This window comes from uncultured Microbacterium sp. (genome assembly GCF_947489255.1).
In the GTDB taxonomy this organism is placed as follows: Bacteria; Actinomycetota; Actinomycetes; order Actinomycetales; family Microbacteriaceae; genus Microbacterium; species Microbacterium phycohabitans.
Window position 1 is genome coordinate 601,261 of record NZ_CANLCY010000001.1, and the last position, 25,950, is coordinate 627,210.

General features: G+C 68.0%; 38 protein-coding genes. 33 read left to right on the forward strand and 5 right to left on the reverse strand.

Annotated elements, in window-relative coordinates; translation table 11 throughout:
- Positions 1-57: 57 nt before the first annotated feature.
- A complete protein-coding gene (locus Q0818_RS02750) occupies positions 58-1,146 on the reverse strand; it encodes a PqqD family peptide modification chaperone (protein ID WP_298871098.1) in 1,089 nt (362 codons plus the stop codon).
- Positions 1,147-1,627: 481 nt separating this feature from the next.
- On the opposite strand from Q0818_RS02750, the gene rpsJ reads away from it, so the two are divergent.
- The 32 genes from rpsJ (at position 1,628) to Q0818_RS02910 (ending at position 19,727) form a co-directional block, all read left to right on the forward strand.
- On the forward strand, positions 1,628-1,936 hold the full coding sequence (rpsJ, locus tag Q0818_RS02755) for a 30S ribosomal protein S10 (RefSeq protein WP_013584016.1): 309 nt from the start codon (positions 1,628-1,630) through the stop codon (positions 1,934-1,936).
- Positions 1,937-1,944: 8 nt separating this feature from the next.
- Positions 1,945-2,604: a 50S ribosomal protein L3 gene (gene rplC, locus Q0818_RS02760; protein ID WP_056226244.1), complete on the forward strand. Its 660-nt coding sequence runs from the start codon at positions 1,945-1,947 to the stop codon at positions 2,602-2,604.
- 2 nt (positions 2,605-2,606) lie between these two features.
- Positions 2,607-3,269, forward strand: coding sequence for a 50S ribosomal protein L4 (gene rplD / locus Q0818_RS02765; RefSeq protein ID WP_298871101.1), 663 nt, complete (start codon positions 2,607-2,609; stop codon positions 3,267-3,269).
- Positions 3,266-3,565 (forward strand): 50S ribosomal protein L23, encoded by a 300-nt coding sequence (gene rplW, locus Q0818_RS02770; RefSeq protein WP_116536909.1) that lies wholly within the window; start codon positions 3,266-3,268, stop codon positions 3,563-3,565. The genes rplD and rplW overlap by 4 nt, the downstream gene beginning before the upstream one ends.
- 24 nt (positions 3,566-3,589) lie before the next feature.
- On the forward strand, positions 3,590-4,429 hold the full coding sequence (rplB, locus tag Q0818_RS02775) for a 50S ribosomal protein L2 (RefSeq protein WP_013584012.1): 840 nt from the start codon (positions 3,590-3,592) through the stop codon (positions 4,427-4,429).
- A 12-nt stretch (positions 4,430-4,441) separates the two neighbouring features.
- A complete protein-coding gene (gene rpsS, locus Q0818_RS02780; protein ID WP_013584011.1) occupies positions 4,442-4,723 on the forward strand; it encodes a 30S ribosomal protein S19 in 282 nt (93 codons plus the stop codon).
- 22 nt (positions 4,724-4,745) lie between these two features.
- The gene (gene rplV, locus Q0818_RS02785; RefSeq protein ID WP_013584010.1) at positions 4,746-5,144 is read left to right on the forward strand and encodes a 50S ribosomal protein L22; all 399 of its coding nucleotides are present in this window, start codon (positions 4,746-4,748) and stop codon (positions 5,142-5,144) included.
- On the forward strand, positions 5,144-5,902 hold the full coding sequence (rpsC, locus tag Q0818_RS02790; RefSeq protein ID WP_058230882.1) for a 30S ribosomal protein S3: 759 nt from the start codon (positions 5,144-5,146) through the stop codon (positions 5,900-5,902). Before rplV ends, rpsC begins: the two co-directional genes overlap by 1 nt.
- Positions 5,902-6,321 carry a 50S ribosomal protein L16 gene (gene rplP / locus Q0818_RS02795; protein ID WP_013584008.1) on the forward strand — a complete coding sequence of 140 codons (420 nt, stop codon included), beginning with the start codon at positions 5,902-5,904 and terminating at the stop codon, positions 6,319-6,321. The genes rpsC and rplP overlap by 1 nt, the downstream gene beginning before the upstream one ends.
- On the forward strand, positions 6,321-6,635 hold the full coding sequence (gene rpmC, locus Q0818_RS02800; RefSeq protein WP_058623969.1) for a 50S ribosomal protein L29: 315 nt from the start codon (positions 6,321-6,323) through the stop codon (positions 6,633-6,635). Before rplP ends, rpmC begins: the two co-directional genes overlap by 1 nt.
- Positions 6,635-6,961: a 30S ribosomal protein S17 gene (gene rpsQ / locus Q0818_RS02805; RefSeq protein ID WP_076673706.1), complete on the forward strand. Its 327-nt coding sequence runs from the start codon at positions 6,635-6,637 to the stop codon at positions 6,959-6,961. The genes rpmC and rpsQ overlap by 1 nt, the downstream gene beginning before the upstream one ends.
- A gap of 35 nt (positions 6,962-6,996) precedes the next feature.
- Positions 6,997-7,365 carry a 50S ribosomal protein L14 gene (rplN, locus tag Q0818_RS02810; RefSeq protein ID WP_013584005.1) on the forward strand — a complete coding sequence of 123 codons (369 nt, stop codon included), beginning with the start codon at positions 6,997-6,999 and terminating at the stop codon, positions 7,363-7,365.
- A gap of 2 nt (positions 7,366-7,367) precedes the next feature.
- Positions 7,368-7,727, forward strand: coding sequence for a 50S ribosomal protein L24 (gene rplX, locus Q0818_RS02815; protein WP_076673708.1), 360 nt, complete (start codon positions 7,368-7,370; stop codon positions 7,725-7,727).
- A 2-nt stretch (positions 7,728-7,729) separates the two neighbouring features.
- On the forward strand, positions 7,730-8,320 hold the full coding sequence (gene rplE, locus Q0818_RS02820) for a 50S ribosomal protein L5 (RefSeq protein WP_076673711.1): 591 nt from the start codon (positions 7,730-7,732) through the stop codon (positions 8,318-8,320).
- Between the two features lie 93 nt (positions 8,321-8,413).
- Positions 8,414-8,812, forward strand: a complete 399-nt coding sequence (gene rpsH / locus Q0818_RS02825) for a 30S ribosomal protein S8 (RefSeq protein WP_013584002.1) — start codon at positions 8,414-8,416, stop codon at positions 8,810-8,812.
- A gap of 6 nt (positions 8,813-8,818) precedes the next feature.
- Positions 8,819-9,355 (forward strand): 50S ribosomal protein L6, encoded by a 537-nt coding sequence (gene rplF, locus Q0818_RS02830; protein ID WP_076673713.1) that lies wholly within the window; start codon positions 8,819-8,821, stop codon positions 9,353-9,355.
- A gap of 2 nt (positions 9,356-9,357) precedes the next feature.
- Positions 9,358-9,717 (forward strand): 50S ribosomal protein L18, encoded by a 360-nt coding sequence (gene rplR, locus Q0818_RS02835; RefSeq protein WP_043361012.1) that lies wholly within the window; start codon positions 9,358-9,360, stop codon positions 9,715-9,717.
- A 20-nt stretch (positions 9,718-9,737) separates the two neighbouring features.
- Positions 9,738-10,394, forward strand: a complete 657-nt coding sequence (gene rpsE, locus Q0818_RS02840; RefSeq protein ID WP_231848142.1) for a 30S ribosomal protein S5 — start codon at positions 9,738-9,740, stop codon at positions 10,392-10,394.
- Complete coding sequence (gene rpmD / locus Q0818_RS02845) at positions 10,394-10,579, forward strand: 50S ribosomal protein L30 (RefSeq protein WP_013583998.1); 186 nt, start codon at positions 10,394-10,396, stop codon at positions 10,577-10,579. The genes rpsE and rpmD overlap by 1 nt, the downstream gene beginning before the upstream one ends.
- Positions 10,579-11,112 carry a 50S ribosomal protein L15 gene (gene rplO, locus Q0818_RS02850; RefSeq protein ID WP_298871132.1) on the forward strand — a complete coding sequence of 178 codons (534 nt, stop codon included), beginning with the start codon at positions 10,579-10,581 and terminating at the stop codon, positions 11,110-11,112. The genes rpmD and rplO overlap by 1 nt, the downstream gene beginning before the upstream one ends.
- A 109-nt stretch (positions 11,113-11,221) precedes the next feature.
- Positions 11,222-12,544 (forward strand): preprotein translocase subunit SecY, encoded by a 1,323-nt coding sequence (gene secY, locus Q0818_RS02855; protein WP_076673717.1) that lies wholly within the window; start codon positions 11,222-11,224, stop codon positions 12,542-12,544.
- Positions 12,541-13,128 (forward strand): adenylate kinase, encoded by a 588-nt coding sequence (locus Q0818_RS02860; protein ID WP_298871134.1) that lies wholly within the window; start codon positions 12,541-12,543, stop codon positions 13,126-13,128. Before secY ends, Q0818_RS02860 begins: the two co-directional genes overlap by 4 nt.
- Position 13,129: 1 nt before the next feature.
- The gene (map, locus tag Q0818_RS02865; protein ID WP_298871137.1) at positions 13,130-13,969 is read left to right on the forward strand and encodes a type I methionyl aminopeptidase; all 840 of its coding nucleotides are present in this window, start codon (positions 13,130-13,132) and stop codon (positions 13,967-13,969) included.
- The gene (locus Q0818_RS02870; protein WP_298871142.1) at positions 13,969-14,673 is read left to right on the forward strand and encodes a thioredoxin domain-containing protein; all 705 of its coding nucleotides are present in this window, start codon (positions 13,969-13,971) and stop codon (positions 14,671-14,673) included. The genes map and Q0818_RS02870 overlap by 1 nt, the downstream gene beginning before the upstream one ends.
- Before the next feature lie 141 nt (positions 14,674-14,814).
- Entirely contained in the window at positions 14,815-15,036 is a 222-nt protein-coding gene (gene infA / locus Q0818_RS02875; RefSeq protein ID WP_013583992.1) for a translation initiation factor IF-1, read from the forward strand.
- 60 nt (positions 15,037-15,096) lie between these two features.
- Positions 15,097-15,213, forward strand: coding sequence for a 50S ribosomal protein L36 (gene rpmJ / locus Q0818_RS02880; protein ID WP_005050492.1), 117 nt, complete (start codon positions 15,097-15,099; stop codon positions 15,211-15,213).
- A gap of 146 nt (positions 15,214-15,359) precedes the next feature.
- Complete coding sequence (gene rpsM, locus Q0818_RS02885) at positions 15,360-15,734, forward strand: 30S ribosomal protein S13 (RefSeq protein ID WP_076673723.1); 375 nt, start codon at positions 15,360-15,362, stop codon at positions 15,732-15,734.
- A gap of 36 nt (positions 15,735-15,770) precedes the next feature.
- Positions 15,771-16,169, forward strand: coding sequence for a 30S ribosomal protein S11 (gene rpsK, locus Q0818_RS02890; protein ID WP_013583990.1), 399 nt, complete (start codon positions 15,771-15,773; stop codon positions 16,167-16,169).
- Positions 16,170-16,347: 178 nt separating this feature from the next.
- Positions 16,348-17,337, forward strand: coding sequence for a DNA-directed RNA polymerase subunit alpha (locus Q0818_RS02895; RefSeq protein WP_058230893.1), 990 nt, complete (start codon positions 16,348-16,350; stop codon positions 17,335-17,337).
- 42 nt (positions 17,338-17,379) lie between these two features.
- Positions 17,380-17,925 (forward strand): 50S ribosomal protein L17, encoded by a 546-nt coding sequence (gene rplQ, locus Q0818_RS02900; protein ID WP_298871150.1) that lies wholly within the window; start codon positions 17,380-17,382, stop codon positions 17,923-17,925.
- Between the two features lie 183 nt (positions 17,926-18,108).
- Positions 18,109-18,966 (forward strand): tRNA pseudouridine(38-40) synthase TruA, encoded by an 858-nt coding sequence (truA, locus tag Q0818_RS02905; protein WP_298871153.1) that lies wholly within the window; start codon positions 18,109-18,111, stop codon positions 18,964-18,966.
- Between the two features lie 68 nt (positions 18,967-19,034).
- Positions 19,035-19,727, forward strand: a complete 693-nt coding sequence (locus Q0818_RS02910; protein WP_298871156.1) for an endonuclease/exonuclease/phosphatase family protein — start codon at positions 19,035-19,037, stop codon at positions 19,725-19,727.
- Positions 19,728-19,790: 63 nt separating this feature from the next.
- Here the strand turns inward: Q0818_RS02910 and Q0818_RS02915 are convergent, their stop codons facing one another.
- Positions 19,791-20,345, reverse strand: a complete 555-nt coding sequence (locus tag Q0818_RS02915) for a hypothetical protein (protein WP_298871157.1) — start codon at positions 20,343-20,345, stop codon at positions 19,791-19,793.
- A gap of 161 nt (positions 20,346-20,506) precedes the next feature.
- A complete protein-coding gene (locus Q0818_RS02920) occupies positions 20,507-22,279 on the reverse strand; it encodes a DUF4012 domain-containing protein (RefSeq protein ID WP_298871158.1) in 1,773 nt (590 codons plus the stop codon).
- A 78-nt stretch (positions 22,280-22,357) separates the two neighbouring features.
- Between Q0818_RS02920 and Q0818_RS02925 the strand changes: the two genes are divergently transcribed.
- Entirely contained in the window at positions 22,358-22,996 is a 639-nt protein-coding gene (locus Q0818_RS02925) for a hypothetical protein (protein WP_298871160.1), read from the forward strand.
- On the opposite strand, the gene Q0818_RS02930 is transcribed toward Q0818_RS02925, so the two are convergent.
- Positions 22,997-24,112 carry a hypothetical protein gene (locus Q0818_RS02930; protein ID WP_298871161.1) on the reverse strand — a complete coding sequence of 372 codons (1,116 nt, stop codon included), beginning with the start codon at positions 24,110-24,112 and terminating at the stop codon, positions 22,997-22,999.
- Positions 24,112-25,779: a cell wall metabolism sensor histidine kinase WalK gene (locus Q0818_RS02935; protein ID WP_298871163.1), complete on the reverse strand. Its 1,668-nt coding sequence runs from the start codon at positions 25,777-25,779 to the stop codon at positions 24,112-24,114. Before Q0818_RS02935 ends, Q0818_RS02930 begins: the two co-directional genes overlap by 1 nt.
- Positions 25,780-25,950 lie beyond the last annotated feature (171 nt).

The following is a 25,950-nucleotide window of genomic DNA, read 5'->3' on the forward strand; positions in this document are numbered from 1 at the left end:
GCGATCGACGCACCCGTCGCCATCCGCGCGGACGCGGCGCCGGGGGAGAGGGCGGGGTCATCGCGTCGCCTCGATGAACCCGCGCGTGCGCAGCTCTTCGAGGGTCGACCGGATCGTCTCCGACGCGTTCCCCTCCGCCGGCTCGCCGAACTCCGCCGAGGCCGCCTCGACGATCGCCTCCTCCGAGGCCCCCGCGAGACACATCGTCCAGACGAGGCGGCCCAGCTGCTCGAGAGCGGTGACCACGCCGTCGCGGAGAATGCACGCCCGTCCGTCGACGAGGATCGCATCGTCGTAGGCGGTGGCCCGCCACGGCCCCGCGGAGTCCGCACGGTGGGGAATCGTCCACGTCGCGGCGCGCGGCGGCGGAGCATCGAACATCTGCTGCACGAGGGCCGGGAGCTCGGTGGCATCCCGGTAGATCAGACGGGTGGGGGCGCCGATCGCGTCGAACAGCTTCGCCAGCCGCTGCAGGGGGGCGGGCATCTCCGGCAGATAGCTGATCTGCGGGGTCATCTCGCAGACGGCGTCGATGAGGTCGATGACCTCGAGGCCGACCGTCGTGGAGTCCGGCCGACGATCGATGAGGGTGAGCGCGACGAGCCGCAGCGGGGCATCCGGCAGCCCGTGCAGCCCGGCGGTGCTCGGCGCGATCTGTTCCTTGTGGATCAGCCCCTCGGTGACGACCGAGAGCGGTTTGCGGTACGGGCTCACGGAGAGGTCGTCGGCGACGGCGACGGTCTCGTCGCTCACGTAGCCGAAGTGCTTTCCCAGATGACGGGATGCCGTGGTCTTGCCGCGACCCGAGGGCCCCACCAGTGCGATCGTCCGCCCATCCGGGGCGGCCACCCCGGCCGCGTGCAGGAGCAGTCGTGTGCCGCGGAGGGCGTCGAGGGCCTCCAGGGTGACGAGGGTGGAGAGGTTGGAGAGGCCGCCCTCGGGGTCGAGGAACGCGTCGGGGTGCAGCTCGAGCACGCGGCGCTCGCTCGCGGCCTCGGACCTGACGCGGCAGTCCTTCCAGGCCTCGCGGATACGCGTGCGCATCTCATCGGGCAGGGGAGCGTCGCTGCGCACCTCGACGACGACGTCCATCGCGTCGACGGTGCAGATGCTCGCGGGTGCGGAACCCTCGTCAGCAGGACTCATCCGTGCCTTCCTGCCCGGCCGGAGACGTACGATGCTCGATGCGGGTGCCCCCCAGGCGCGACCATCCTATGGCTGGTGTCCGCCGCGATCGCGCCCGTTCGGGTGGCGATCCTGAGCATCGGCCGCACGCGACACGCCCGGGTTTGCGACACGTGCCGGGGGTCCGTAGACTAGTCCAGTTCCACATTCCGGCGTGCGCTGTGCGCGCGCCAGGATCACTGTCAGGGCAGTGCACAGGCGGCGCGAGAGCGCAGGGTCCTGGGCCGCGGGCAGCAGAACACCACACCGAACCCCTCATCCTTCACGGGATTCGCACGCGTGCGTGCGCGGGGCGGGCCGGATGCCATGGCGTCCGGTTTGACAGCTGAACAGCGGTGCAGCATCTCTCGCGCAAGCGAGGGGAAGTGCCAGGGTGCGTCAGCACCACCGTGCGTCCAATGCCCCAGGTCGGGTAAGACGCGAGAAAGAGAGAGAGCAGACAATGGCGGGACAGAAGATCCGCATTCGCCTGAAGTCGTACGACCACGCCGGGCTGGACTCGTCGGCGCGCAAGATCGTCGACACCGTGACCCGTGCCGGCGCCACCGTGGTGGGCCCGGTTCCCCTTCCGACCGAGAAGAACGTCGTGTGCGTCATCCGGTCGCCCCACAAGTACAAGGACAGCCGCGAGCACTTCGAGATGCGCACCCACAAGCGCCTCATCGACATCATCGACCCGACGCCCAAGGCCGTCGACTCGCTGATGCGTCTCGACCTCCCGGCCGATGTCAACATCGAGATCAAGCTCTGAGGTTCGACATGGCTGACATCAACTCCAAGATCTCCAAGGGCCTCCTCGGCACCAAGCTCGGCATGACCCAGGTGTGGGACGAGAACGGCAAGCTCGTTCCCGTCACCGTCATCGAGGTCGCTCCGAACGTCGTGACCCAGCTGCGCTCGCTCGAGAAGGACGGCTACAACGCCGTTCAGATCGGCTACGGCCAGATCGACCCCCGCAAGGTGAACAAGCCCCTCACGGCTCACTTCGACGCCGCCGGTGTCACCCCGCGCCGCCACCTCACCGAGGTGCGCACCGCGGACGCCGCCGACTACGCGCTGGGCCAGGAGCTCACCGTCGACGGTCTCTTCGAGGCCGGCCAGCTGGTCGACGTCGTCGGCACCAGCAAGGGCAAGGGCACCGCGGGTGTCATGAAGCGTCACAACTTCAAGGGTGTCTCCGCATCTCACGGTGCGCACCGCAACCACCGCAAGCCCGGTTCGATCGGCGCCTCGTCGACCCCGAGCCGCGTCTTCAAGGGCATGCGCATGGCCGGCCGTATGGGTGGCGAGCGCGTGACCGTCCTCAACCTCACGGTGCACGCCGTCGACGCCGAGAAGGGTCTGATGCTCGTCAAGGGCGCCGTCCCCGGTGCTCGTGGCCGCATCGTCTACGTCCGCAACGCAGTGAAGGGTGCCTGATCATGGCTGACTCGACTCTCGCGCTCGACGTCGTGAAGGCCGACGGCAAGAAGGCAGGCTCCGTCGAGCTGCCCGCCGCCATCTTCGACGTCAAGACGAACATCCCGCTCATCCACCAGGTCGTCGTGGCGCAGCGCGCCGCGGCTCGCCAGGGCACGCACTCGACCAAGCGTCGTGGCGAGGTCTCGGGTGCCGGTCGCAAGCCCTTCAAGCAGAAGGGCACGGGTAACGCCCGTCAGGGCTCGATCCGCGCGCCGCACATGACCGGTGGTGGCATCGTCCACGGCCCGAAGCCGCGCGACTACGGCCAGCGCACCCCCAAGAAGATGATCGCCGCCGCCCTCCTGGGTGCGCTCAGCGACCGCGCTCGGGGTCAGCGTCTGCACGTCGTCGACGGGTTCGGCATCGAGGGTGCGCCCTCGACCAAGACCGCCGCGACCGTCCTGAACACGCTCGGCGCCGTCAAGAACGTCCTCGTGGTCATCGACCGCGACGACGAGCTGACCGTCAAGAGCGTGCGCAACCTCGCGTATGTCCACGTGCTGTCCTTCGGCCAGCTGAACGCTTACGACGTGCTCGTCTCCGACGACATCGTCTTCACCAAGGCCGCCTACGACGCGTTCGTCGCGTCGAAGACCGGCGCCACCGAGGAGGTCTCGGCATGACCGCCGTCAACAAGGACCCGCGCGACATCATCCTGAAGCCGGTCGTCTCCGAGAAGAGCTACTCGCTCATCGACGAGGGCAAGTACACCTTCCTGGTGGACCCCCGTGCGTCGAAGACCGAGATCAAGCTCGCGATCGAGAAGATCTTCAGCGTCAAGGTCGCCTCGGTCAACACGATCAACCGCGTGGGCAAGGCCCGTCGCACCCGCTTCGGCATCGGCAAGCGCAAGGACACCAAGCGCGCCATCGTCTCGCTGAAGTCGGGCACCATCGACATCTTCACGTCTGTCGGCTGACGGTCGGGATAGAGGACAAGAACAATGGCTATTCGCAAGTACAAGCCCACGACCCCCGGTCGCCGCGGCTCGTCGGTGGCCGACTTCGCCGAGATCACCCGATCGACGCCCGAGAAGTCGCTGCTGCGCCCGCTGTCGAAGACCGGTGGCCGCAACAACCAGGGCCGCATCACCACGCGTCACATCGGTGGTGGCCACAAGCGTCAGTACCGTCTGATCGACTTCCGTCGTAACGACAAGGACGGCATCGACGCCAAGGTCGCTCACATCGAGTACGACCCCAACCGCACCGCGCGCATCGCGCTGCTGCACTACGCGGACGGCGAGAAGCGTTACATCCTCGCCCCCGCGAAGCTGTCGCAGGGTGACGTCGTCGAGTCCGGCGCCGGCGCCGACATCAAGCCCGGCAACAACCTGCCGCTGCGCAACATCCCCACCGGTACCGTGATCCACGCGATCGAGCTGCGTCCCGGTGGCGGCGCGAAGATGGCCCGTTCGGCCGGCGCATCCGTGCGTCTGGTCGCGAAGGACGGCCCCTACGCGCAGCTGCGTCTGCCCTCCGGCGAGATCCGCAACGTCGACGTCCGCTGCCGCGCGACGATCGGCGAGGTCGGCAACGCCGAGCAGTCGAACATCAACTGGGGCAAGGCCGGCCGCATGCGCTGGAAGGGCGTCCGCCCGACCGTGCGTGGTGTCGCCATGAACCCGGTCGACCACCCGCACGGTGGTGGTGAGGGTAAGACCTCCGGTGGTCGTCACCCTGTTTCGCCGTGGGGTAAGGCCGAAGGCCGCACCCGCCACGCGAACAAGGAAAGCGACAAGCTGATCGTCCGCCGTCGCACCGCCGGCAAGAAGCGCAAGTAGGAGTAGAGGAAGATGCCTCGCAGCCTTAAGAAGGGCCCCTTCGTCGACGAGCACCTGCTTCGCAAGGTCGTCTCGCAGAACGAAGCCGGTTCCAAGAACGTCATCAAGACCTGGTCGCGCCGTTCGATGATCATCCCCGCCATGCTGGGACACACCATCGCCGTGCACGACGGTCGCAAGCACATCCCCGTGTTCGTGACCGAGACCATGGTCGGCCACAAGCTGGGCGAGTTCTCGCCCACCCGCACCTTCCGCGGCCACGTGAAGGACGACAAGAAGGGCCGTCGCCGCTAAGGCGACCGAGGAGGAGAGAGAAATGGTGGAGTCCATCGCACGTGTGCGACACATCCGCGTGACCCCTCAGAAGGCTCGTCGCGTCGTCGCGCTCATCAAGGGGAAGCAGGCCGAAGAGGCCCTCGCCATCCTGAAGTTCGCGCCGCAGGGCGCGAGCGAGCCGATCTACAAGCTCGTCGCCTCGGCCATCGCGAACGCTCGCGTCACCGCCGACAAGACGAACGAATACCTGGATGACGCCGACCTGTACGTGAAGAACGCGTACGTCGACGAGGGCACGACGCTCAAGCGTTTCCAGCCCCGCGCTCAGGGTCGCGCCTTCCAGATCAAGAAGCGCACGAGCCACATCACGGTCGTGCTCGCGACGCCCGAGACCGCTGAGGCGGCCCCGGCTCGCGCCAACAAGAAGGCGAGCAAGTAATGGGACAGAAGGTCAACCCGTACGGCTTCCGCCTCGGCATCACCACCGACCACGTGTCGCGGTGGTTCTCGGACTCGACGAAGCCCGGTCAGCGTTACGCCGACTACCTCGCCGAGGACATCAAGATCCGTCGCCTGCTGACCACCTCGCTCGACCGCGCCGGTGTCAGCAACATCGAGATCGAGCGCACGCGTGACCGCGTCCGCGTCGACATCCACACCGCCCGTCCGGGCATCGTGATCGGTCGCCGCGGCGCCGAGGCCGAGCGCATCCGCGCCGACCTCGAGAAGCTCACCGGCAAGCAGATCCAGCTGAACATCCTCGAGGTCAAGAACCCCGAGGCCGACGCTCAGCTCGTCGCGCAGGGTGTCGCCGAGCAGCTCTCTGCTCGCGTGGCGTTCCGTCGCGCGATGCGCAAGGGTCTGCAGGGTGCGCAGCGTGCCGGCGCCAAGGGTGTCCGCATCCAGGTGTCGGGCCGCCTCGGCGGCGCCGAGATGAGCCGCTCCGAGTTCTACCGCGAAGGCCGTGTGCCCCTGCACACCCTGCGCGCGAACATCGACTACGGCTTCTACGAGGCCAAGACGACCTTCGGCCGCATCGGCGTGAAGGTCTGGATCTACAAGGGCGACCTCACCAACAAGGAGCTCGCCCGCGAGCAGGCCAACGCGCCCAAGTCGCGCGGTCGTGACGACCGCGGTGGCGACCGTCGTCGTGGCCCGCGCAACGAGGCCCCCGTGGCAGAAGGAGCGTCGGCGTAATGCTCATCCCCCGCAAGGTCAAGTACCGCAAGCAGCACCACCCCGGTCGCTCGGGTCAGGCCACCGGTGGCACCACGGTGTCGTTCGGTGAGTTCGGCATCCAGGCTCTGACCCCCGCTTACGTGACCAACCGTCAGATCGAGTCCGCTCGTATCGCCATGACGCGTCACATCAAGCGTGGTGGAAAGGTGTGGATCAACATCTACCCCGACCGTCCGCTCACCAAGAAGCCGGCCGAAACCCGCATGGGTTCCGGTAAGGGATCCCCCGAGTGGTGGGTTGCCAACGTCAAGCCGGGCCGCGTCCTCTTCGAGGTCGCGGGTGTCAACGAGGAACTCGCTCGTGAAGCACTCACCCGTGCCATCCACAAGCTGCCGCTGAAGGCACGCATCATCAAGCGCGAGGAGGGCGACGCGTAATGGCGATCGGCACCAAGCAGCTCGCTCCGAGCGAGCTCGACACGTTCGAAGACCAGCGCCTCGTCGAGGAGCTGCGCAAGGCCAAGGAAGAGCTGTTCAACCTGCGCTTCCAGTCGGCCACCGGCCAGCTCGAGAGCCACGGTCGCATCCGTGCAGTCAAGCGCGACATCGCGCGTCTGTACACGGTGATCCGTGAGCGCGAGCTCGGCATCCGCGCCACCCCGGCTCCGGTCGAGGCTCCGGCGAAGGCGAAGAAGAGCAAGGCGAAGAAGGCGGATGCCGCTGACGACGCCGCAAAGGAAGAGGCGGAGTAATGGCTACCGCGAAGAAGGCCGAGGCGCAGGTCGCCGGTCACGAGCACGCCGAGAACGACGTTCGCGACGAGAACGCCCGCGGGTACCGCAAGGCGCGTCGTGGCTACGTCGTCAGCGACAAGATGGACAAGACGATCGTCGTCGAGGTCGAGGACCGCGTGAAGCACCCGCTCTACGGCAAGGTCATCCGCCGCACCTCCAAGGTCAAGGCGCACGACGAGACCAACTCGGCGGGCATCGGCGACCTGGTCGTCATCAACGAGACCCGTCCGCTCAGCGCCACCAAGCGCTGGCGCCTGGTCGAGATCCTCGAGAAGGCCAAGTAAGCCTCGCGGCTTGCTTGGAACCCAAGGAGTAAAAAGTGATTCAGAACGAATCCCGGCTGAAGGTCGCCGACAACACCGGCGCCAAGGAGCTGCTCACCATCCGCGTGCTCGGCGGCTCCAACCGTCGCTACGCCGGCCTGGGTGACGTCATCGTCGCCACGGTCAAGGACGCGATCCCGGGTGGAAACGTCAAGAAGGGCGACGTGGTCAAGGCCGTCGTCGTCCGTGTCGTGAAGCAGACCCGCCGTCCCGACGGCTCGTACATCAAGTTCGACGAGAACGCCGCCGTGATCCTGAAGAACGACGGGGAGCCCCGCGGCACCCGCATCTTCGGACCGGTCGGTCGTGAGCTTCGTGACAAGAAGTTCATGAAGATCGTCTCGCTCGCCCCGGAGGTCATCTGATCATGGCGAAAATCAAGAAGGGCGACCTGGTTCAGGTCATCTCGGGCGCCAAGCCCGAGCGCGGCGGCGACCGCGGTAAGCAGGGCAAGGTCCTCGAGGTCCTGTCCGAGCAGAACCGCGTCATCGTCGAGGGCGTGAACTACGTCACCAAGCACAACCGCGTGGGCCAGTCCCAGCGCGGCACCAAGACCGGTGGCATCGAGACGTTCGAGGCCCCGATCCACATCTCCAACGTCGCGCTCGTCGACCCCTCGACCAAGAAGCCGACCCGTGTCGGCCACCGTGTCGAGGAGCAGGTGAAGGACGGCGTCAAGCGCACCGTCCGTGTGCGCTACGCGAAGAAGTCAGGCAAGGACCTCTGAACATGAGCACCGTGACTGCCGCGGAGACTGGCAAGATCCAGCCCCGCCTCAAGCAGAAGTACAACGCCGAGATCAAGAAGGCGCTGCAGGACGAGTTCGGCTACGAGAACGTCATGCAGATCCCCGGCCTGGTCAAGGTCGTCGTGAACACCGGTGTCGGCGAGGCCGCTCGCGACAGCAAGGTGATCGATGGTGCGGTCGACGACCTCACCAAGATCACCGGTCAGAAGCCCGTCGTCACCAAGGCCCGCAAGTCCATCGCGCAGTTCAAGCTGCGTGAGGGCCAGGCCATCGGCGCGCACGTCACCCTCCGTGGCGACCGTGCGTGGGAGTTCATCGACCGCCTCGTCAACCTCGCCCTGCCCCGCATCCGCGACTTCCGCGGTCTGTCGGCCAAGCAGTTCGACGGCAACGGCAACTACACCTTCGGTCTCCAGGAGCAGTCCGTGTTCCACGAGATCGATCAGGACCGCATCGACCGCGTGCGTGGTTTCGACATCACCATCGTCACCACCGCCAAGACCGACGACGAAGGCCGCTCGCTGCTCCGCCAGCTCGGCTTCCCCTTCCAGTCGGCCGACCAGCAGGCCTGACGCCTCGGGCCCCCGGGGTTTCCGGGGGCCCGTCATCGAAGGTCGGCTGTCGCGTAACGGCAGCCGAAACCTCATGAAAGAAAGAAGCAACACATGACGATGACAGACCCGGTCGCAGACATGCTGACCCGTCTGCGCAACGCGAACTCGGCGCACCACGACTCCGTGTCGATGCCGAGCTCGAAGCTCAAGACCAACATCGCCGCCATCCTCAAGCAGGAGGGTTACATCGCCGACTGGAGCGTCGAAGACGCGCGCGTCGGCCAGACCCTCAACATGACGCTGAAGTACGGCCCGAACCGCGAGCGGTCGATCGCCGGCATCAAGCGCGTCTCGAAGCCCGGCCTCCGCGTGTACGCGAAGTCGACCGAGGTCCCCACGGTCCTCGGCGGGCTCGGCGTCGCCATCCTGTCCACCTCCTCCGGTCTCCTCACCGACCGTCAGGCCGAGCAGAAGGGCGTCGGCGGGGAAGTCCTCGCCTACGTGTGGTGATCTGACATGTCGCGTATTGGACGTCTTCCCATCGACATCCCCGCCGGTGTCACCGTCTCGGTGAACGGCCGGGAGGTCAACGTCAAGGGCCCGAAGGGCGAGCTCGCGCTCACCATCGCACAGCCCCTCGAGGTGTCGGTCGAGGAGAACCAGGTTCTCGTCACCCGCCCCGACGACGAGCGCGAGTCGCGGTCGCTCCACGGCCTGACCCGCACGCTCATCAACAACAACATCATCGGTGTCACCCAGGGCTACACCAAGGGCCTCGAGGTCGTCGGAACGGGTTACCGCGTGGCGCAGAAGGGCAGCTCGATCGAGTTCGCCCTGGGCTTCTCGCACCCCGTGCTCATCGACCCGCCCGCCGGCATCACCCTCACGGTCGAAGGCAACAACAAGGTCACCGTGAGTGGCATCGACAAGCAGGCCGTCGGCGAGGCCGCCGCCAACATCCGCAAGATCCGCAAGCCCGAGCCCTACAAGGGCAAGGGTGTGCGGTACGCGGGCGAGGTCGTGCGTCGCAAGGCCGGAAAGAGTGGTAAGTGACCATGGCTGTCAAGACAAAGTCTGTCGCTCGTGCTCGTCGTCACGCGCGCCTTCGCAAGAAGGTCGTCGGCACCGAGCTGCGCCCCCGTCTCGTCGTGACGCGCTCCGCGCGCCACGTGTTCGTCCAGGTCGTGGACGACAGCAAGGGCCACACCGTGGCCTCCGCCTCGACCCTCGAAACCGACCTGCGCGGCTTCGACGGTGACAAGACCGCCAAGGCCCGCAAGGTCGGCGAGCTCGTCGCCGAGCGTGCCAAGGCCGTGGGCGTCTCCGACGTCGTGTTCGACCGTGGCGGTAACCGCTACGCCGGCCGCGTCGCCGCGATCGCCGACGGAGCTCGCGAAGGAGGGCTGAACCTGTGAGTGACAACAAGGAGACCGAAGTGACCGAGCAGACTGCACCGGCAGAGGGTGCGGCTGCGGCCACGGCCCCCGCCGAGCGCGAGCGCGAGCCCCGTCGCGGTGGTCGCGAGCGCAACACCAACCAGCGCGACCGTGGTTCGCGCGACCGCAACGAGAGCCAGTTCCTCGAGCGCGTCGTGACGATCAACCGCGTGTCGAAGGTCGTCAAGGGCGGTCGTCGCTTCAGCTTCACGGCGCTCGTCGTCGTGGGTGACGGCAACGGCGTCGTGGGCGTCGGTTACGGCAAGGCCCGCGAAGTCCCCCTCGCCATCTCGAAGGGTGTCGAAGAGGCCAAGCGCAACTTCTTCCGCGTCCCGCGCTCGGGCTCGACCATCCCGCACCCCGTCCAGGGTGAGGCCGCCGCCGGTGTGGTGCTCCTGCGCCCCGCCGCCGCCGGTACCGGTGTTATCGCCGGTGGTCCCGTCCGCGCCGTCCTCGAGTGCGCCGGCATCCACGATGTCCTCTCGAAGTCGCTCGGTTCGTCGAACACGATCAACATCGTGCACGCGACCGTCGAGGCTCTGAAGTCGCTCGAAGAGCCCCGCGCCGTGGCCGCTCGCCGTGGCCTGGAGTTCGACCAGGTCGCCCCGGCCCGCCTCGTGCGCGCCGAGGCCGCCGCTCAGAAGGTAGGTGCCTGATGGCCGAGCGTCTGAAGGTCACGCAGATCAAGTCCAAGGTGAGCGAGAAGCAGAACCAGCGTGACACGCTGCGTTCGCTCGGTCTCAAGCGGATCGGCGACTCGGTCGTCCGTCCCGACGACGCGCAGACGCGCGGATACGTCAAGACCGTCGCCCACCTCGTCAAGGTTGAGGAGATCGACTAATGGCTGCCAAGAAGGACGAGACCGCCACGGTCGACGCCCCGAAGAAGGCAACGGCCGGTAAGACGGCCGCCAAGAAGGAAGCCCCCGCGGCGCGCCCCGGCGTGCTCAAGGTCCACCACCTGCGTCCCGTCCCGGGTGCTCGCACCGCCAAGACCCGTGTCGGTCGCGGTGAGGGCTCGAAGGGTAAGACGGCCGGTCGCGGTACCAAGGGAACCAAGGCCCGTTACCAGGTCAAGGTCGGCTTCGAGGGTGGGCAGATGCCGCTGCACATGCGCACCCCGAAGCTCCGCGGCTTCAAGAACCCGTTCCGCGTCGAGTACCAGGTCGTGAACCTGGAGAAGCTCGCCGAGCTCTACCCGCAGGGTGGCGACGTGACCGTCGCCGACCTCGTGGCCAAGGGCGCCGTCCGCAAGAACGAGAAGGTCAAGGTGCTCGGCACCGGCGACATCTCGGTCGCGCTGACCGTTTCGGTCGACAAGGTCTCCGGCTCCGCTGAGCAGAAGATCGTCGCCGCAGGCGGCTCCGTCAACTGACGCCCGACCCCGGAGGGGCCGGCGGCCTTACGGCCGTCGGCCCCTTCTGGGTTAGTCTGATTTGGTGTGCGCCCCGTCGCGCGCCGAGATCGTTCTGGAGGATTCTCCCTTGTTCAGCGCCATCGCGCGGGTTTTCCGCACGCCCGACCTGAGGCGGAAGATCGCCTTCACGCTGGGCATCATCGCCATCTACCGGCTGGGTGCCCACGTGCCGACGCCCTTCGTCGACTTCCCCAACGTCCAGCAGTGTCTGAACCAATCGGGCGGCACCGAGGGTCTGCTCTCGCTCGTCAACCTGTTCTCCGGCGGCGCGCTGCTGCAGCTGTCGATCTTCGCGCTCGGCGTGATGCCCTACATCACGGCCACCATCATCGTGCAGCTGCTGCGCGTGGTGATCCCCCACTTCGAGACCCTGTACAAAGAGGGCCAGGCCGGTCAGGCCAAGCTCACCCAGTACACCCGCTACCTGACGATCGCGCTGGCGCTGCTGCAGTCGACCACCCTCGTCACCGTGGCCCGCTCGGGCCAGCTCTTCGGCTCCGCCGGCGTGCCCGAGTGCCAGCAGCTGCTGACCAACGACATCTGGTGGGCGCAGCTGCTCATGATCATCACGATGACCGCCGGTACCGGCCTGGTCATGTGGTTCGCCGAGCTCGTCACCGAGCGCGGTGTCGGCAACGGCATGTCGATTCTCATCTTCACCTCGATCGCCGCGACCTTCCCCGGCGCGATGATCTCGATCCTCAACGCCCGCGGTGTCGAGGTCTTCCTCCTCGTGCTTGCGGTGAGCATCGTCATCGTGGCGCTCGTCGTCTTCGTCGAGCAGTCCCAGCGCCGCATCCCGGTGCAGTACGCCAAGCGCATGGTGGGTCGTCGTACCTACGGTGGCACGAACACCTACATCCCCATCAAGGTCAACATGGCCGGTGTCGTCCCCGTCATCTTCGCCTCGTCGCTGCTGTACATCCCCGCGCTCATCGCGCAGTTCAACCAGCCGCAGGCGGGCCAGGAGCCGGCGCCGTGGGTGACGTGGATCTCGCAGTACCTCACGCGCGGTGACCACCCGCTCTACATGCTGATCTACTTCCTCCTGATCATCGGGTTCGCCTACTTCTACGTCGCCATCACGTTCAACCCCGTCGACGTCGCCGACAACATGAAGAAGTACGGCGGGTTCATCCCCGGCATCCGTGCGGGTCGCCCCACGGCGGAGTACCTGGACTACGTCCTGACCCGCATCACGCTGCCGGGCTCGATCTATCTCGGCCTCATCGCCCTGCTGCCCCTCGTGGCGCTCGCGACGGTCGGTGCCAACCAGAACTTCCCCTTCGGCGGGGCCTCGATCCTCATCATCGTGGGCGTCGGTCTCGAGACGGTGAAGCAGATCGACGCGCAACTCCAGCAGCGTCATTACGAAGGGCTGCTGCGATGACCGCGCGTCTTCTGATCGTCGGACCTCAGGGATCCGGAAAAGGAACGCAGGGCGTCCGTGTCGGCGAAGCCCTGGGAATCCCCGTCGTCTCGACGGGCGACGTCTTCCGCGCCAACGTCAAGGACGGCACCGAGCTCGGCCTCCAGGTGAAGTCGATCATCGACGCGGGGGATCTCGTACCCGATGAGCTCACGAGCGCGGTCGTGCGCGACCGTCTCGCCCAGCCGGACGCCGCGGAGGGCTTCCTCCTCGACGGGTACCCGCGCAACCTCGCGCAGGTGATGCACCTGGACGAGTTCCTCGAGGGGCGCGACGAGTCGCTCGACGCCGTCATCGCGCTCGTCGTCCCGCGCGAGGAGTCGCTGTCGCGGCTCACCGCCCGGGCCGCGGAGCAGGGCCGCGCCGACGACACCGAAGAGGCCATCGCCACCCGTCTGGGCATCTACGAGCGCGAGACCGCGCCGATCCTCGAGGTGTACGGCACCCGCGGGATCGTCGACGAGATCGACGGCGTCGGCAGCCTCGACGAGGTCACCGCGCGCATCTACGCGGCGCTCGACGCCCGCGGCATCTCGGCTCGTTGACGTGGGACTGCGTTCCTCGATCTACAAGAAGCCGGCGCAGCTGCGATCGATGATCGAGCCGGGCCTGATCACGGCCGACGCTCTCGCGGCGGTCCGCCGGCTCATCGAGCCCGGCGTCACCACGCTGCAGCTCGATGCGGAAGCCGCCCGTCTGATCGGGGAGCGCGGCGCGAAGTCGAACTTCCAGATGGTGCGCGGCTATCGGCACACCATCTGCGCCTCGGTCAACGAGCAGGTGGTGCACGGCATCCCGAACGATCGTCCGCTCCAGGCGGGAGACATCCTCTCCATCGACGCCGGAGCGGAGTTCCAGGGGTGGAACGGCGACTCGGCGTTCACCGTCATCGTGCCCGGTGACGCGCCGGAAGAGCTGGTCGCGCCTCGTCGCCGACTCTCGGAGGTGACGGAGGGCTCGCTGTGGGCGGGTATCGCCGCACTGAGCCGTGCGTCGCACCTCGGTGAGGTCGGGGCTGCGATCCAGGGCTACATCGACGAGCACGCGCCTGCGGGCGGTTACGGAATCCTGCGCGACTATGTCGGGCACGGGATCGGCCGCAAGATGCACGAGTCGCCGAGCATCTTCAACTACGCCGTCGCCGACCGCGGTCCGGAGGTCCGTCCGGGCCTGGCGGTCGCGATCGAGCCGATGGTCGTCATCGGCGATCAGGAGACCCTGGTCGAGGACGACGGGTGGACCGTCTCCACCGTCGACGGCACCGAGGGCTCCCACTGGGAACATAGCGTCGCCGTGCATGATGGGGGCATCTGGGTCCTCACCGCTCACGACGGCGGTGCCGAGAAGCTGGCGCCGTTCGGTGTGGTGCCGAAGGAGATCGATTGATGATGATGGCCGCGGTGCGCAAGTCCACGAACTGGTTCGCGATCGGCATCACGGCGGCGGTCGTCGTGGTCGTGCTGATCGTGGGCGGCGTGGTCTGGTTCGCCAACAGCCAGGCGACCTCGCCCGGGACGCTTCCGCAGTCCTCCGCCGTGAACACCGACACCGGTGCGATCGCGGTGGGGACGGGGGAGAAGACGGTCGACACCTACGTCGACTTCATGTGCCCCGTCTGCAACTCGTTCGAGCAGGCCTACGGTCCCACGCTGCAGCAGCTCGTGGACGACGGAACGATCACCTTGAACATTCACCCGATCGCGATCCTCGACCGCCTCTCGCAGGGCACGCAGTACTCCACCCGCTCGGCGAACGCCGCGTACTGCGTGGCCGTGGACGACCCGGCCAACGTCTCCGCCTTCGTGAAGGAGATGTACGCGCAGCAGCCCAAGGAGAACACCTCGGGCCTCGATGACGCGACCCTCGCCTCGATCGCGACGACGGCCGGAGCCTCGGATGCCGTGGCATCCTGCATCTCCGACGGGACGTACACGAAGTTCGTCACCGCGATGACGCAGAAGACTCCGGTGCAGCCGGGTCAGAGCGGGGTCGCGACCCCGACGATCGCGGTGAACGGCACCGTTCTGTCGAACCAGAACGACCTGACCGGAGACCCGCAGAAGGACATCGTCGCCCGTCTCGACGGCTGACGCGGCGCCCCACGAGTTGCCGGGGCGGGTATTACCACGTATGCTTGATCTTTGGTGCGTTGCGCCTTCCTTGGCGTGTCGAAGCACCGAATCCCCATCCACCGCAGACCGGCCGGTCTGCAACTGAGCGTGAGCGAGTTTATGGCGAAGAAAGACGGTGTCATCGAGATCGAGGGCACGGTGTCCGAGGCACTGCCCAACGCGATGTTCCGTGTCGAACTGACGAACGGTCACAAGGTGCTCGCCACCATTTCGGGCAAGATGCGGCAGAACTACATCCGCATCATCCCGGAGGACCGCGTCGTCGTCGAGCTGAGCCCCTACGACCTCACCCGCGGTCGTATCGTCTACCGCTACCGCTGAGCCCGGCCGAGAAGTAACGAGCCGCATCCGCGGATTCGAAGACAGCGAAACAGGAACATCATGAAGGTCAACCCCTCCGTCAAGCCCATCTGCGATCACTGCAAGGTGATCCGCCGCCACGGGCGCGTGATGGTGATCTGCAAGAGCAACCCGCGCCACAAGCAGCGCCAGGGCTGAGCTCCTCCGAGCTCTCGACTCTTTCCAACTGAATACACACCGGCAGGATCAGATCCCGTTCGCGAAAGCGGGCGGGGGACACCTCGGGGCGGAGGCCCGAGCACCGATCCTGCTCCACACCTCCACGACACTCTGAGGAGAGCCGCATGGCACGTCTCGCCGGCGTCGACATCCCGCGCGACAAGCGCGTGGTGATCGCACTTACTTACATCTACGGCGTGGGTCGCACCCGCTCCGTCGAGATCCTGAACGCCACTGGCATCAGCCAGGAGATCCGCGTCAAGGACCTCACCGACGACCAGCTGGTCGCACTGCGCGACCACATCGAAGGCACCTACAAGGTGGAGGGTGACCTCCGTCGCGAGGTCGCCGCCGACATCCGCCGCAAGGTCGAGATCGGTTCCTACGAGGGCCTGCGCCACCGCCGCGGCCTCCCGGTGCGCGGTCAGCGCACGAAGACGAACGCGCGTACCCGCAAGGGCCCCAAGCGCACCGTCGCCGGCAAGAAGAAGGCGCGCTAAGCCGCGGGCTGAGCGTCAGGATTCAGGAGAACGCACATGGCACAGGCCAAGTCCGCCGCGCGCAAGCCGCGCCGCAAAGAGAAGAAGAACATCGCCGTGGGTCAGGCCCACATCAAGTCGACGTTCAACAACACCATCGTTTCGATCACCGACCCCTCGGGTGCCGTCATCAGCTGGGCCTCGTCCGGCGGTGTCGGGTTCAAGGGCTCGCGCAAGTCGACGCCGTACGCCGCCGGCATGGCCGCGGAGTCGGCCGCTCGCCAGGCGCAGGAGCACGGCGTCAAGAAGGTCGACGTCTTCGTGAAGGGTCCGGGTTCGGGTCGTGAGACCGCGATCCGCTCGCTGACCGCTGCGGGTCTCGAGGTCGGTTCGATCCAGGACGTGACGCCGCAGGCCCACAACGGCTGCCGTCCGCCCAAGCGTCGCCGCGTCTGACGCGTTCGTTCCCGGGGAGTGCTCGTCGCTCCCCGGGAATGCCGCGCTCACGCGCGATTCAGACTTCCGGATGCCGAGGCCCGCGGTCGTGGGCCCCTCGGCATCCCGCGAGTACAACTCAACACCTCACCCCATTACACGTGTCATATAGCGGGCACGTGATCGAAAGGAACACATAGTGCTCATCGCACAGCGTCCCACTCTGACCGAGGAGAAGATCGGGGAGTTCCGCAGCCGTTTCGTCATCGAGCCGCTGGAGCCCGGTTTCGGTTACACGATCGGCAACGCGCTGCGTCGCAGCCTCTTGTCGTCGATCCCCGGCGCGGCCGTCACGAGCATCCGCATCGACGGCGTCCTGCACGAGTTCAGCACCATCCCGGGCGTGAAGGAAGACGTCACCGAGATCATCCTGAACATCAAGCAGCTGGTCGTCTCGAGCGAGCGCGACGAGCCCATCACGGCGTACCTGCGCAAGACCGGCGCCGGCGAGGTCACCGCAGCCGACATCTCCGCTCCGGCGGGTGTCGAGGTGCACAACCCCGAGCTGGTCATCGCGACGCTCAACGACACGGCGAAGTTCGAGCTCGAGCTCACCATCGAGCGTGGCCGTGGCTACGTCTCGGCGACCCAGAACCGCAACGAGTACGCCGAGGCCGGTCAGATCCCGATCGACTCGATCTACTCGCCGGTCCTCAAGGTCAGCTACCGCGTCGACGCCACCCGTGCCGGCGAGCGTACCGACTTCGACAAGCTCGTTCTCGACGTCGAGTCCAAGGCCTCCATCGCCCCGCGCGATGCCGTCGCCTCGGCCGGCCGCACCCTCACCGAGCTGTTCGGCCTCGCCCGCGAGCTGAACGTCGAGGCCGAGGGCATCGAGATCGGCCCCGCGCCGGTCGAGACCGTCCTCTCGAACGAGCTGTCGATGCCGATCGAAGACCTCGACCTGTCGGTCCGCTCGTACAACTGCCTCAAGCGCGAGGGCATCAACACCGTTTCGGAGCTGGTCGCCCTTTCCGAGACGCAGCTGATGAACATCCGCAACTTCGGTCAGAAGTCGGTCGACGAGGTGCGCGACAAGCTCACCTCCCTCGGCCTTTCGCTGAAGGACTCGGTGCCCGGCTTCGACGGCGCCCAGTTCTACAGCGGCTACGACGAAGAGACCGTCTGACCCCGTCGGACCCGACCGAACCTTTCCCTGGAGTAACACGACATGCCCAAGCCCACGAAGGGTCCCCGCCTCGGAGGCGGCCCGGCCCACGAGCGTCTGCTTCTCGCGAACCTCGCGGCAGCTCTCTACACGCACAAGTCCATCAAGACGACCGAGACGAAGGCCAAGCGCCTGCGTCCGCTCGCCGAGCGCCTCATCACCTTCGCAAAGCGCGGCGACCTGCACGCGCGTCGTCGCGTGCTGAGCGTGATCGGCGACAAAGAGGTCGTTCACACCCTCTTCACCGAGATCGCGCCCCTGGTGGCCGAGCGTGACGGCGGCTACACCCGCATCACCAAGGTCGGCAACCGCAAGGGCGACAACGCCCCCATGGCCGTGATCGAGCTCGTCCTCGAGCCCGTCGCCAAGAAGGCGTCGACCAAGGCCGCTGCGGCTCCCGCCGCTGCCGCCCCGGCCGCTGCGGAAGAGCCCGCCGCCGAGGAGACCTCCACCGACGAGGCCGCCGACGCCGGCGCCGAGTCGCCCGAGGAAGGCGCGGCCGCCGAGGCCGCCGCCGACGACGCCGTCCAGGACGACGCCAAGGCCTGAGCCTCCCGCTCGCACGGAGCCCTCACCCTCACGGGTGGGGGCTCCGTCGTCTCGCCCTCACCCTTCGGTGGGGGCGCCGTCGTCTCGCCCTCACCCTTCGGTGGGGGCTTCGTCGTTTCGCCCTCGCCCTCTCGGGTGGGGACGTCGTCGTTTCCGCGGCCCTCGCGCTCGTAGGCTGGGAGGGTGCGCATACGTCTCGACATCGCCTACGACGGCACGCATTTCCGAGGGTGGGCGCGCCAGCCTCGCTTGAGGACGGTCCAGGGCGACCTCGAAGCGGCCTTGGAACGGATCATCGGAGGCTCACCGCGTCTCGTCGTGGCCGGTCGCACCGACGCGGGAGTGCACGCCTCCGGCCAGGTGGCCCACCTCGACCTGGACGCCGATCAGATCGCGCGTCTGCCGCGACGACGTCGCGACAATGACGAGGCTGACGCGGTCGCCGCGCTGGCTGGTCGCATCCGCGGTGTGCTGGGCGCGTATTCCGACGTGACGGTGCGTCGCACGTCTCTTGCGCCGGAAGGCTTCGACGCCCGGTTCTCGGCGGTGTGGCGTCGGTATACCTATCGGCTGGCCGACGCAGCGACGGGCTACGACCCGCTCGATCGCACGCGGACGACGACGGTTCGCAGCGCCCTCGACGTCGTGGCGATGGATGCCGCCGCCAACCGGCTCATCGGACTCCACGACTTCGCCGCCTACTGCAAGGCCCGGGAAGAGGCGACGACCATTCGCACCCTGCTCGAGTACGACTGGCACCGCGGCGACGACGGCGTCCTCGTGGCGAACGTGCGTGCCGACGCCTTCTGCCACAGCATGGTGCGGGCGCTCGTCGGCGCGTGCGTCGCCGTGGGGGAGGGACGGATCGAGATCGACGATGTCGTCGCCATCCGCGACGCTCGCCTGCGGATCCCCGAGACGAAGGTCCTGGCGGCCCGTGGGCTCGTGCTCGCCGAGGTCGGATATCCCGCCGACGAGCTCCTGGCAGCGCGAGCCGAGCAGACGCGGAACCGACGGGATGCCGACGACTCGGCATCCTGAATCGACCTCACCGCGCATGTGCAACCCCTCGGCAACCGCATCAGAGGGAGTCGTAGGCTGACTGCGCCATGAAGGTCATCTCGTACAACCTCAACAAGCACCGCGCGGCGGGGGAACTCGTCGCGCTCGTCGAGCAGCACGAGATCGACGTGCTCTGCCTGCAGGAATGCGACTCCACGGACATCCCTGACCGGATCGGCGGTCTGCGGTTGGCCGACGCCACGCAGCGCAACCGTCTCGGGCTCGCGCTGTACTACCGCGAGAACACGTTCCGTGCCGAGGAGGTCCGGGCGATCGCGTTGAAGAAGTCGCTGCACGATTACGTGCTGAAGCCCGCCGAGGAGCGCATGCTCGGCGTGCGGCTTCGCGACATCGACCACGGACGTGACGTCATCGTCGCTTCCTTCCATGCCGCGCCGTTGACCGCGCTCAACTCGCTCCGTCGTCACCAGATCCGGACGGCGCTGACCGAACTGCAGAACCTCGGCCCGGGGTTGCCCGCGTTGATGGTCGGCGACTACAACTACCCCGTCTTCAAGGAGAACCTCGGGCAGAAGGTTCGCGACCAGGGGTACGAACTGACGCTGAGCGACACGCGGACCTACACGCGATACCGCTTCTTCCGCGGACACTACGACTTCGCGACATCGGTGGGGTTCGACATCGCCCACATCAAGACGCTGCCCCAGGGACAGAGCGACCATCTGCCGATCCTGATCACCGCCGAGGTCGCATCGGCCCGGACCGGCGTCCTCGACTGAGCGCGCGGGAACGACGAAGTGGGGGCCGTCCGAGGACGGCCCCCACTTCGTGGGTCGAGCAGGTCAGTCGTGGGAGGCGCGGCGGCGACGGACGACGGCACCGATGCCGACGGCGGAACCGCCGACGAGGAGGGCGGCACCCGTCAGCCACAGGCCGGTCGTGCTGCCCGCGTCGAAACCGGTGACGGCGAGACCGCCCTGCGCCGGGGCGCTCGGGGCGCCGATCGGGGTGACGGTGACGCTGGAGTGGAGGACGACGCCGCTGCGCACGCCGGTGAAGGTGAGCGTGTAGACGCCCTTGGCGTTCGCCGGGAAGTGCACCTGCGCGCGGAGGTTGCCTCCGACGGCTTTGGTTCGCAGCGAGTCGTTGGTCTCGGAAGCGATCGACGCGAGGGTGATGCCCTTCGCTGCGACGCCGGTCACCGAGATGGCGATGTCTTCGTCGCCGTCGAAGATCGGGCGGTCGGTCGTGAACGTCGCGGTGCCGTTGGGAGCGACCGTCGACGGCGTCACCGAGACCGCGGAGGGGTCGGTGTAGGCGTTGGCGGCCGTGGGGGTCAGCAACGCGGCCGCGGCGAGCGAGAGCGCCGCGACGGCCCGGATGATCGTGGTCTTCATGGTGTGCCCCATCTGCTTGGCGTGGTCGAGCCGGTGATCGAAGCGGACGGCGCCGCTCCATGGGGGAGTCTTCCGGAGGAGGCGGACGCGGTGCGGTGTGTCCCGGTGCCTTTCACGCCGGTCGCCTCCGGACTTCACCCGGAGTCCGCGACCGGTAGCGCTCATCCAGCGGACGGACATCCTCCCGCCTCCGGTTTCTCCCGCGGATCCCGCGTCGGCGTGGCGAGGACGTCGAGGTGGGGGGTCATCGGCATCCGGAGGTCGAGATCCAGGACTCCGGCGTGCCCGGGGGAGAGGCGCACGGACCACTTCACGACCGTCCGGCCGTCGTGCGTGCCGCCCGCGAAGCCAGGGGTCACGTCGCCGTCGGACGACGTGCGCCGATCGACGACCTCGGCCCCCGGCGGAAGGTAGACGTAGACGCCGGTCTGCGCCTCACCGGGAGGAATGCCGTACTCGCCCCCGCCGGTCACGTAGGGCGGCAGCGTCGAGGGATCGGGCGCGTCGTTCCGCAGGCTCACACGGAGGGTCGCCAAGCCGTCGGCGCACCACCCGATCGCGACGCGCGGGTGGAGATAGTAATCCATCTTCGAGCCGGTGCCGTCGTTGAGATAGACGCCGATCGTGGTGCGGGTGTCATCGGACACGGGCAGGGCGCCCTGGAGCGTGGAACCGTCCAGAACGGCCTGGTCTGCGGCATCCGCGTTCCACACCAGGAGGCGGCGTTCGGCGCCTGCTTGCGTCAGCGCCTGGATGAGAGCGGTGGAGTCACCGCGTCCCTCCGAGAGTGCGATGAAGACCGCGGCGGAAGCGCTCTGGAAGAAAACATCCTGCTCGTGGGGGTCGGCGAAGCGGCGGTAGACCTCGTCGAGCAGCAGGGGGACGGCGTTCGCGCTGTCCATGACATCGCCCGTGGGCAGCGTGACGGGACCCGTCGCCCGCAGCAGGTACGACAACGCCACCGGATCCAGCGCGACCACCGCGTCGACCTCGTCGCCGTGCGTGCGCCGCCACATCTCCCGGGCGATCGCGGCGCCGACGGCGAAGTCGGGTACCTGGGTGGTGTTCTGCAGGTATCGGGCCGGCCGCGTGTCGAAGACGCCGCGGACATCGTCGGCGAGGGGGAGGACCGGCTCGTCGGCGAAAGCGGCGAGGTCGGCGCTGGACGCCTGGGCGACGAGCGCGAGGCGGCCGGATTCGGCGTTCACCTCGGCCACCGCACCGACCACCCCACCCAGGGAGCGCCACTCGGCGTTGTTCTGGAACAGCAGGAGTGTGGAGCGGCGGCCGTCGACGCCGAGCATGCGGGGGAGGAGAGTCGTCGTGCGCTCCAGCGCATCGGCGGCGCCGGCCGCATGATCCAGCGACTCGACGGTCGAGGAGACGGCCGTGGCGAGTGCTCCCAGGAGCGGGGCACGGTCGATCGCGGCGACGGCGTCGGCGGCCGTCCGCAGTCGCGCGGCGGCGTCGGCGGCGGCGGGACGCGCGGCGGCGATCCGCGCCACGTCGATGGCGCCGTCCGGGGTGCGCAGAGCGCCCGGCGCCAGAACGGCGGCGGCAGCGCCGAGGGGGCGGACGGCCGTGGATGCCGCGTCGTCCACCGAGGCGGCGACGATTCTGACCGCGGCCAGCTGCGGTCCGATCCAGGGCAGGATCTCGGCCGCCCTCCAGGCGGGGTCGTCGGTGAGGCCGCGCGCGGCGGAGGTGTCGGTCGCAGCCGCTCCGAGGCGCTCGATCGCCCCGGCCGGATCGGAGACATCGGCCGTCGCGGAGTCGACCGTCGTTTGCGCCGATCGCAGGTGCTGCACGGCTGATGCGCCCCGCAGCCCGATCCAGGCGGTCCACCCGATGCCGACGAGGAACACGGCGAGCACCACCGCCGCGAAGACGGTGGACGCGCGATGCGGAGGGGCGGGAGAGGACGAGCGCTGCACGCGCACACCTTAGGCGTCCGGCGGCGGCCGCCCCTCTACGGGCACCTACACTGAAGGGAACGATCCGGGGGAGGACGAATGGGGCTCGCAACGAGGCGCGGCAGGCTCATCGGCGTCGCGACGCTGCTGGTCACGGGTGCGATCGCTCTCGCCGGATGCGGTGCTCCTCCGTGGGCGCAGGGCGGCGGACAGCAGACGGCTGCGGCTTCACCGACGGCCACGACGAGCGCGGCTCCGCAGCCGGTGCGCAACGACCTCTCCAGCGGCTCGACCCAGCGGCCCTTGACCGCGGGCGCCGTCAGCGCCACGGTCGACTACTGGTCGACTCTGTCGATGGACCGCTGGACGCCGACGGCGTTGAAGCCCGTCAGCCTGTCGATGGTGACCACGGTGTCCCCCGACGACGGACAGAAGGTCTACCTGCAGCGGGCGACCATGACGGCCGTCCCGGGCAACGCGTCGCAGTCGTTCTCACCCCTGACGGCGCAGAGCGACCAGACCGACGCCCCGGGATACCTGGTGCTGGCTCCGTACAGCTATTCGCAGACGTTCAACGTCGGCGAGGTGCCGGCAGAAGCGACATTCGTCACCCTGCAGTTCACCTTCGAGTTCTTGGTCCAGACCACCCCGACGTCGAACGAATTCGCCAAGCAGACGGCCAGTGACACGCTCACCGTCGCGATCGCCGGTGGTGGGGACACCGAGCCCGCAGGCTGATCACGCGCGGACGCGCTGCCAGCGATCGCCCCCCTGCCGAGTCGCTTCGTCGGCGGCGCGGTCGGCCTCGGCGATGAGGGTCGACAACTCGAAGTCGCCCGTTTCCGCGGGCACCCATCCCACGCTCGCGGAGAGCTGGATGCCGACGTACGACGAGCCGTCGAGTTCGGTGATGCGTCGCAGCACGGTGCGCACCTGCTCGCGGAGCACGGAGTCCGGTCGCGCGAGGACGACGACCACCCGGCCCCGCGTCTCGCGGCCGAGATCGGCCTCGGCGGGGAACGTGTCGGCGACGACCCTCTCGAAGTCCTCGACGAGGCGCGTCCAGGCGTTCTCGCCCGCTGCGCTGCGCAGGTGCTGGGGATCGTCGAGACGGACGGTCAGGACCGCCCACGACTCCTCACGGGCACGCGCCGCGCGTCGCAGACGATCGGACGCGGTGACGACGAAGTGGGGCCACGCGGACGCCGCCCGCCGCCCGCTGGGCGACACCGAGGTGAAGTACAGCAACGACACCGTCGCGCAGACGAGGAAGACCAGCATCGCCAGACCGTTGAGCACGCGCGGGAGGGCGAGATCGCCGATGCTCGCGGGGGCCGAGAGGCCGGAGATGAGGATGCCGGCGCCGAGGGCGACGAAGGCCGCGGAGACGACGGCGAGGGGGAGGGCCATGCGCTCGAGCCGATCGGCGGCGTGCCGCATCTCTGCGAGCGTCAGGCCGGCGAAGACCGCCGCGGCGAGGAACGCGAGTCGGAACGCGAGACCGTAGGCGCTGATGTCGACCACGGACACGAAGACCACCGCCGTGACGACGGCCTGCAGGACGCCGATCCACGGCAGCGCCGCCACGCCGCGTCGCGCGCGGAACCCCGACCAGATCAGAGCCGGTGCGCCCAGCATGAGGCCCAGACCGGCCCGACGCACCGTCTCGTCGTCGAGGATCGCACCGGTCACCGAGACCCAGGTGCTGGTCATCGCCAGGACGAAGGCCAGCGACCACAGCAGCGCGGACCGGGAGGGGCGGTGCAGGAACCCGAGACCGATGGTCATGACGGTGCCGAGCGTCGCCACCGTCGCCTGCGCGAGGCCCAGGTTGGACAGGACGTCGTCGGGCATCACGCCGCGTCGACCTCGGCGCGCACGGGGAGGACGACGGTCACGGTGGTGCCGACGCCCAGTTCGCTGTCGAGGAAGAGCGAGCCTCCCTGCTCTTCGACGATGGTGCGGATGATCCCCATTCCCAGACCCGTGCCCGGGGTGGGACTGTCTCGCACGCTCTGCGCGCGGAAATACGGATCGAAGACGCGGGCGAGGTCGTCGGGGTGGATGCCGATCCCCGTGTCGGCGAAGCGCAGGATGACGTCGTCGGGCGACGTCTCGCCCGAGATGCGGATGGTTCCGCCGGCCGGGGTGTATTTGATGGCGTTGCTAAGGATGTTGTCGAAAGCCTGACGCAGACGGAAGGCGTCGCCGACGACCTCCGCCGAGGGGGGCAGCTCGTCGATGACGTTGACGCGACGCGCCCCGGCCGCGGGGCGGAACGACGCGAGGGACGACGCGATGATGCGGCTCGCGTCCGCGGTGGCCGGCGCGCTCTGGTCTTTGAACACGCCCCGCGAGTTGGCGAGGATCTCCGAGATGAGCGTCTGCATACGTTCTCCGGCCCCGGCGATGACCTCGAGCTGATCGCGTACCTTCGGCGGCAGACCCGGGTCGTCGAGGGCGAGATCGGCGTGTCCGATGATCGCGGTGAGCGGGTTGCGCAGCTCGTGCGAGACCGTGGCCGCGAGGCGTTCGCGTGCCCGCTCCGACTCGATCAGCGCCGTGATGTCGTGGACGATCAGGAGAGTGCTCTCCGCCTCGTCGGAGGAGATCAGGCGACGGGTCGAGACCGACAGGGCGTGCCAATCCCCGTGGGTGTCGAAGAGCCAGACCCTCTCGTCGTCGAACTGCTCGCCGCGGGCGGCGCGGGCGAACGGCCGCTCGGATTCCGGCAGGGGTTCGCCGCGGAGGTTCGCGTATTCGACGGCTCCTCCGGGACGCTGGGGCTCGTCGCGCTCCACGCCGTACAGGTCGACGTAGGTGTCGTTCAGAGCGAGCACCTCGCCGTCGGCCGAGAGGCGGGCGATGCCGGTGTCGAGACCGTTGAGCATCTGCGAGACGCGTCGTTCCTGGCCGGAGACCCGCTGCAGTGTGCCCTGGAGCCGGCTCGCCTGACGGCGCAGGAGCTGCTTGAACGCTCTCGTCTGCCGCGCGGAGAGGAACGACGTGATCGCGATGAACGTCAGCGACAGCAGGACGACGATCAGGCGGAGTGCCGTGACGGGTCCGGAGGCGTTCACCGTCGCGTCGATGACGATCAGCGTGCCGACCGCACCGAGGGCGGAGACGAGGTAGGCAAGGGCGAAGTGAGTGGCGATCCAGATGATGGGGAAGACCCAGAAGAACCCGAATCGGAGGTCGGTTCCGAAGCTCAGCAGCCCGATGCCGACGATGTCTCCGAAGGGGACCGCGGCCACCGCCGAGCGGGGGAGCCGATGCCAGGGCACGACGATCGCGACCGCGGTGAGGGCGATCACCACGCCCACTCCGGACGAGAACGACCACAGCGCGAACAGGGACGGCTCGAGGGCCTGGACGAGGAGGACGGTGATGACGACGCTCGCGCCGAGCACGAGTTGGAGCAACCAGACCGAGCGCGTGCGGCTGCTGGGGCTCGCACCGTCTTCGTCCTGCGCGCCTCCGGGGACAACCGCCGGGGGGACGCTCCTCGCGGATGCCATGTCACGAGTGTATAGAGAGTGGTGTAATGTTCAGCGCGCCATCCTGTCTCTGCTCGCCGCGCGTGAACAAGCGTCACGACGCCCGGTCAGACTCCCCCTGAGGCCTGCATCCCGCAGCGTGATGGTCGTTTATCGACCTCTGCGCGTTCTCGCGCTGATCCTCAGGAGATT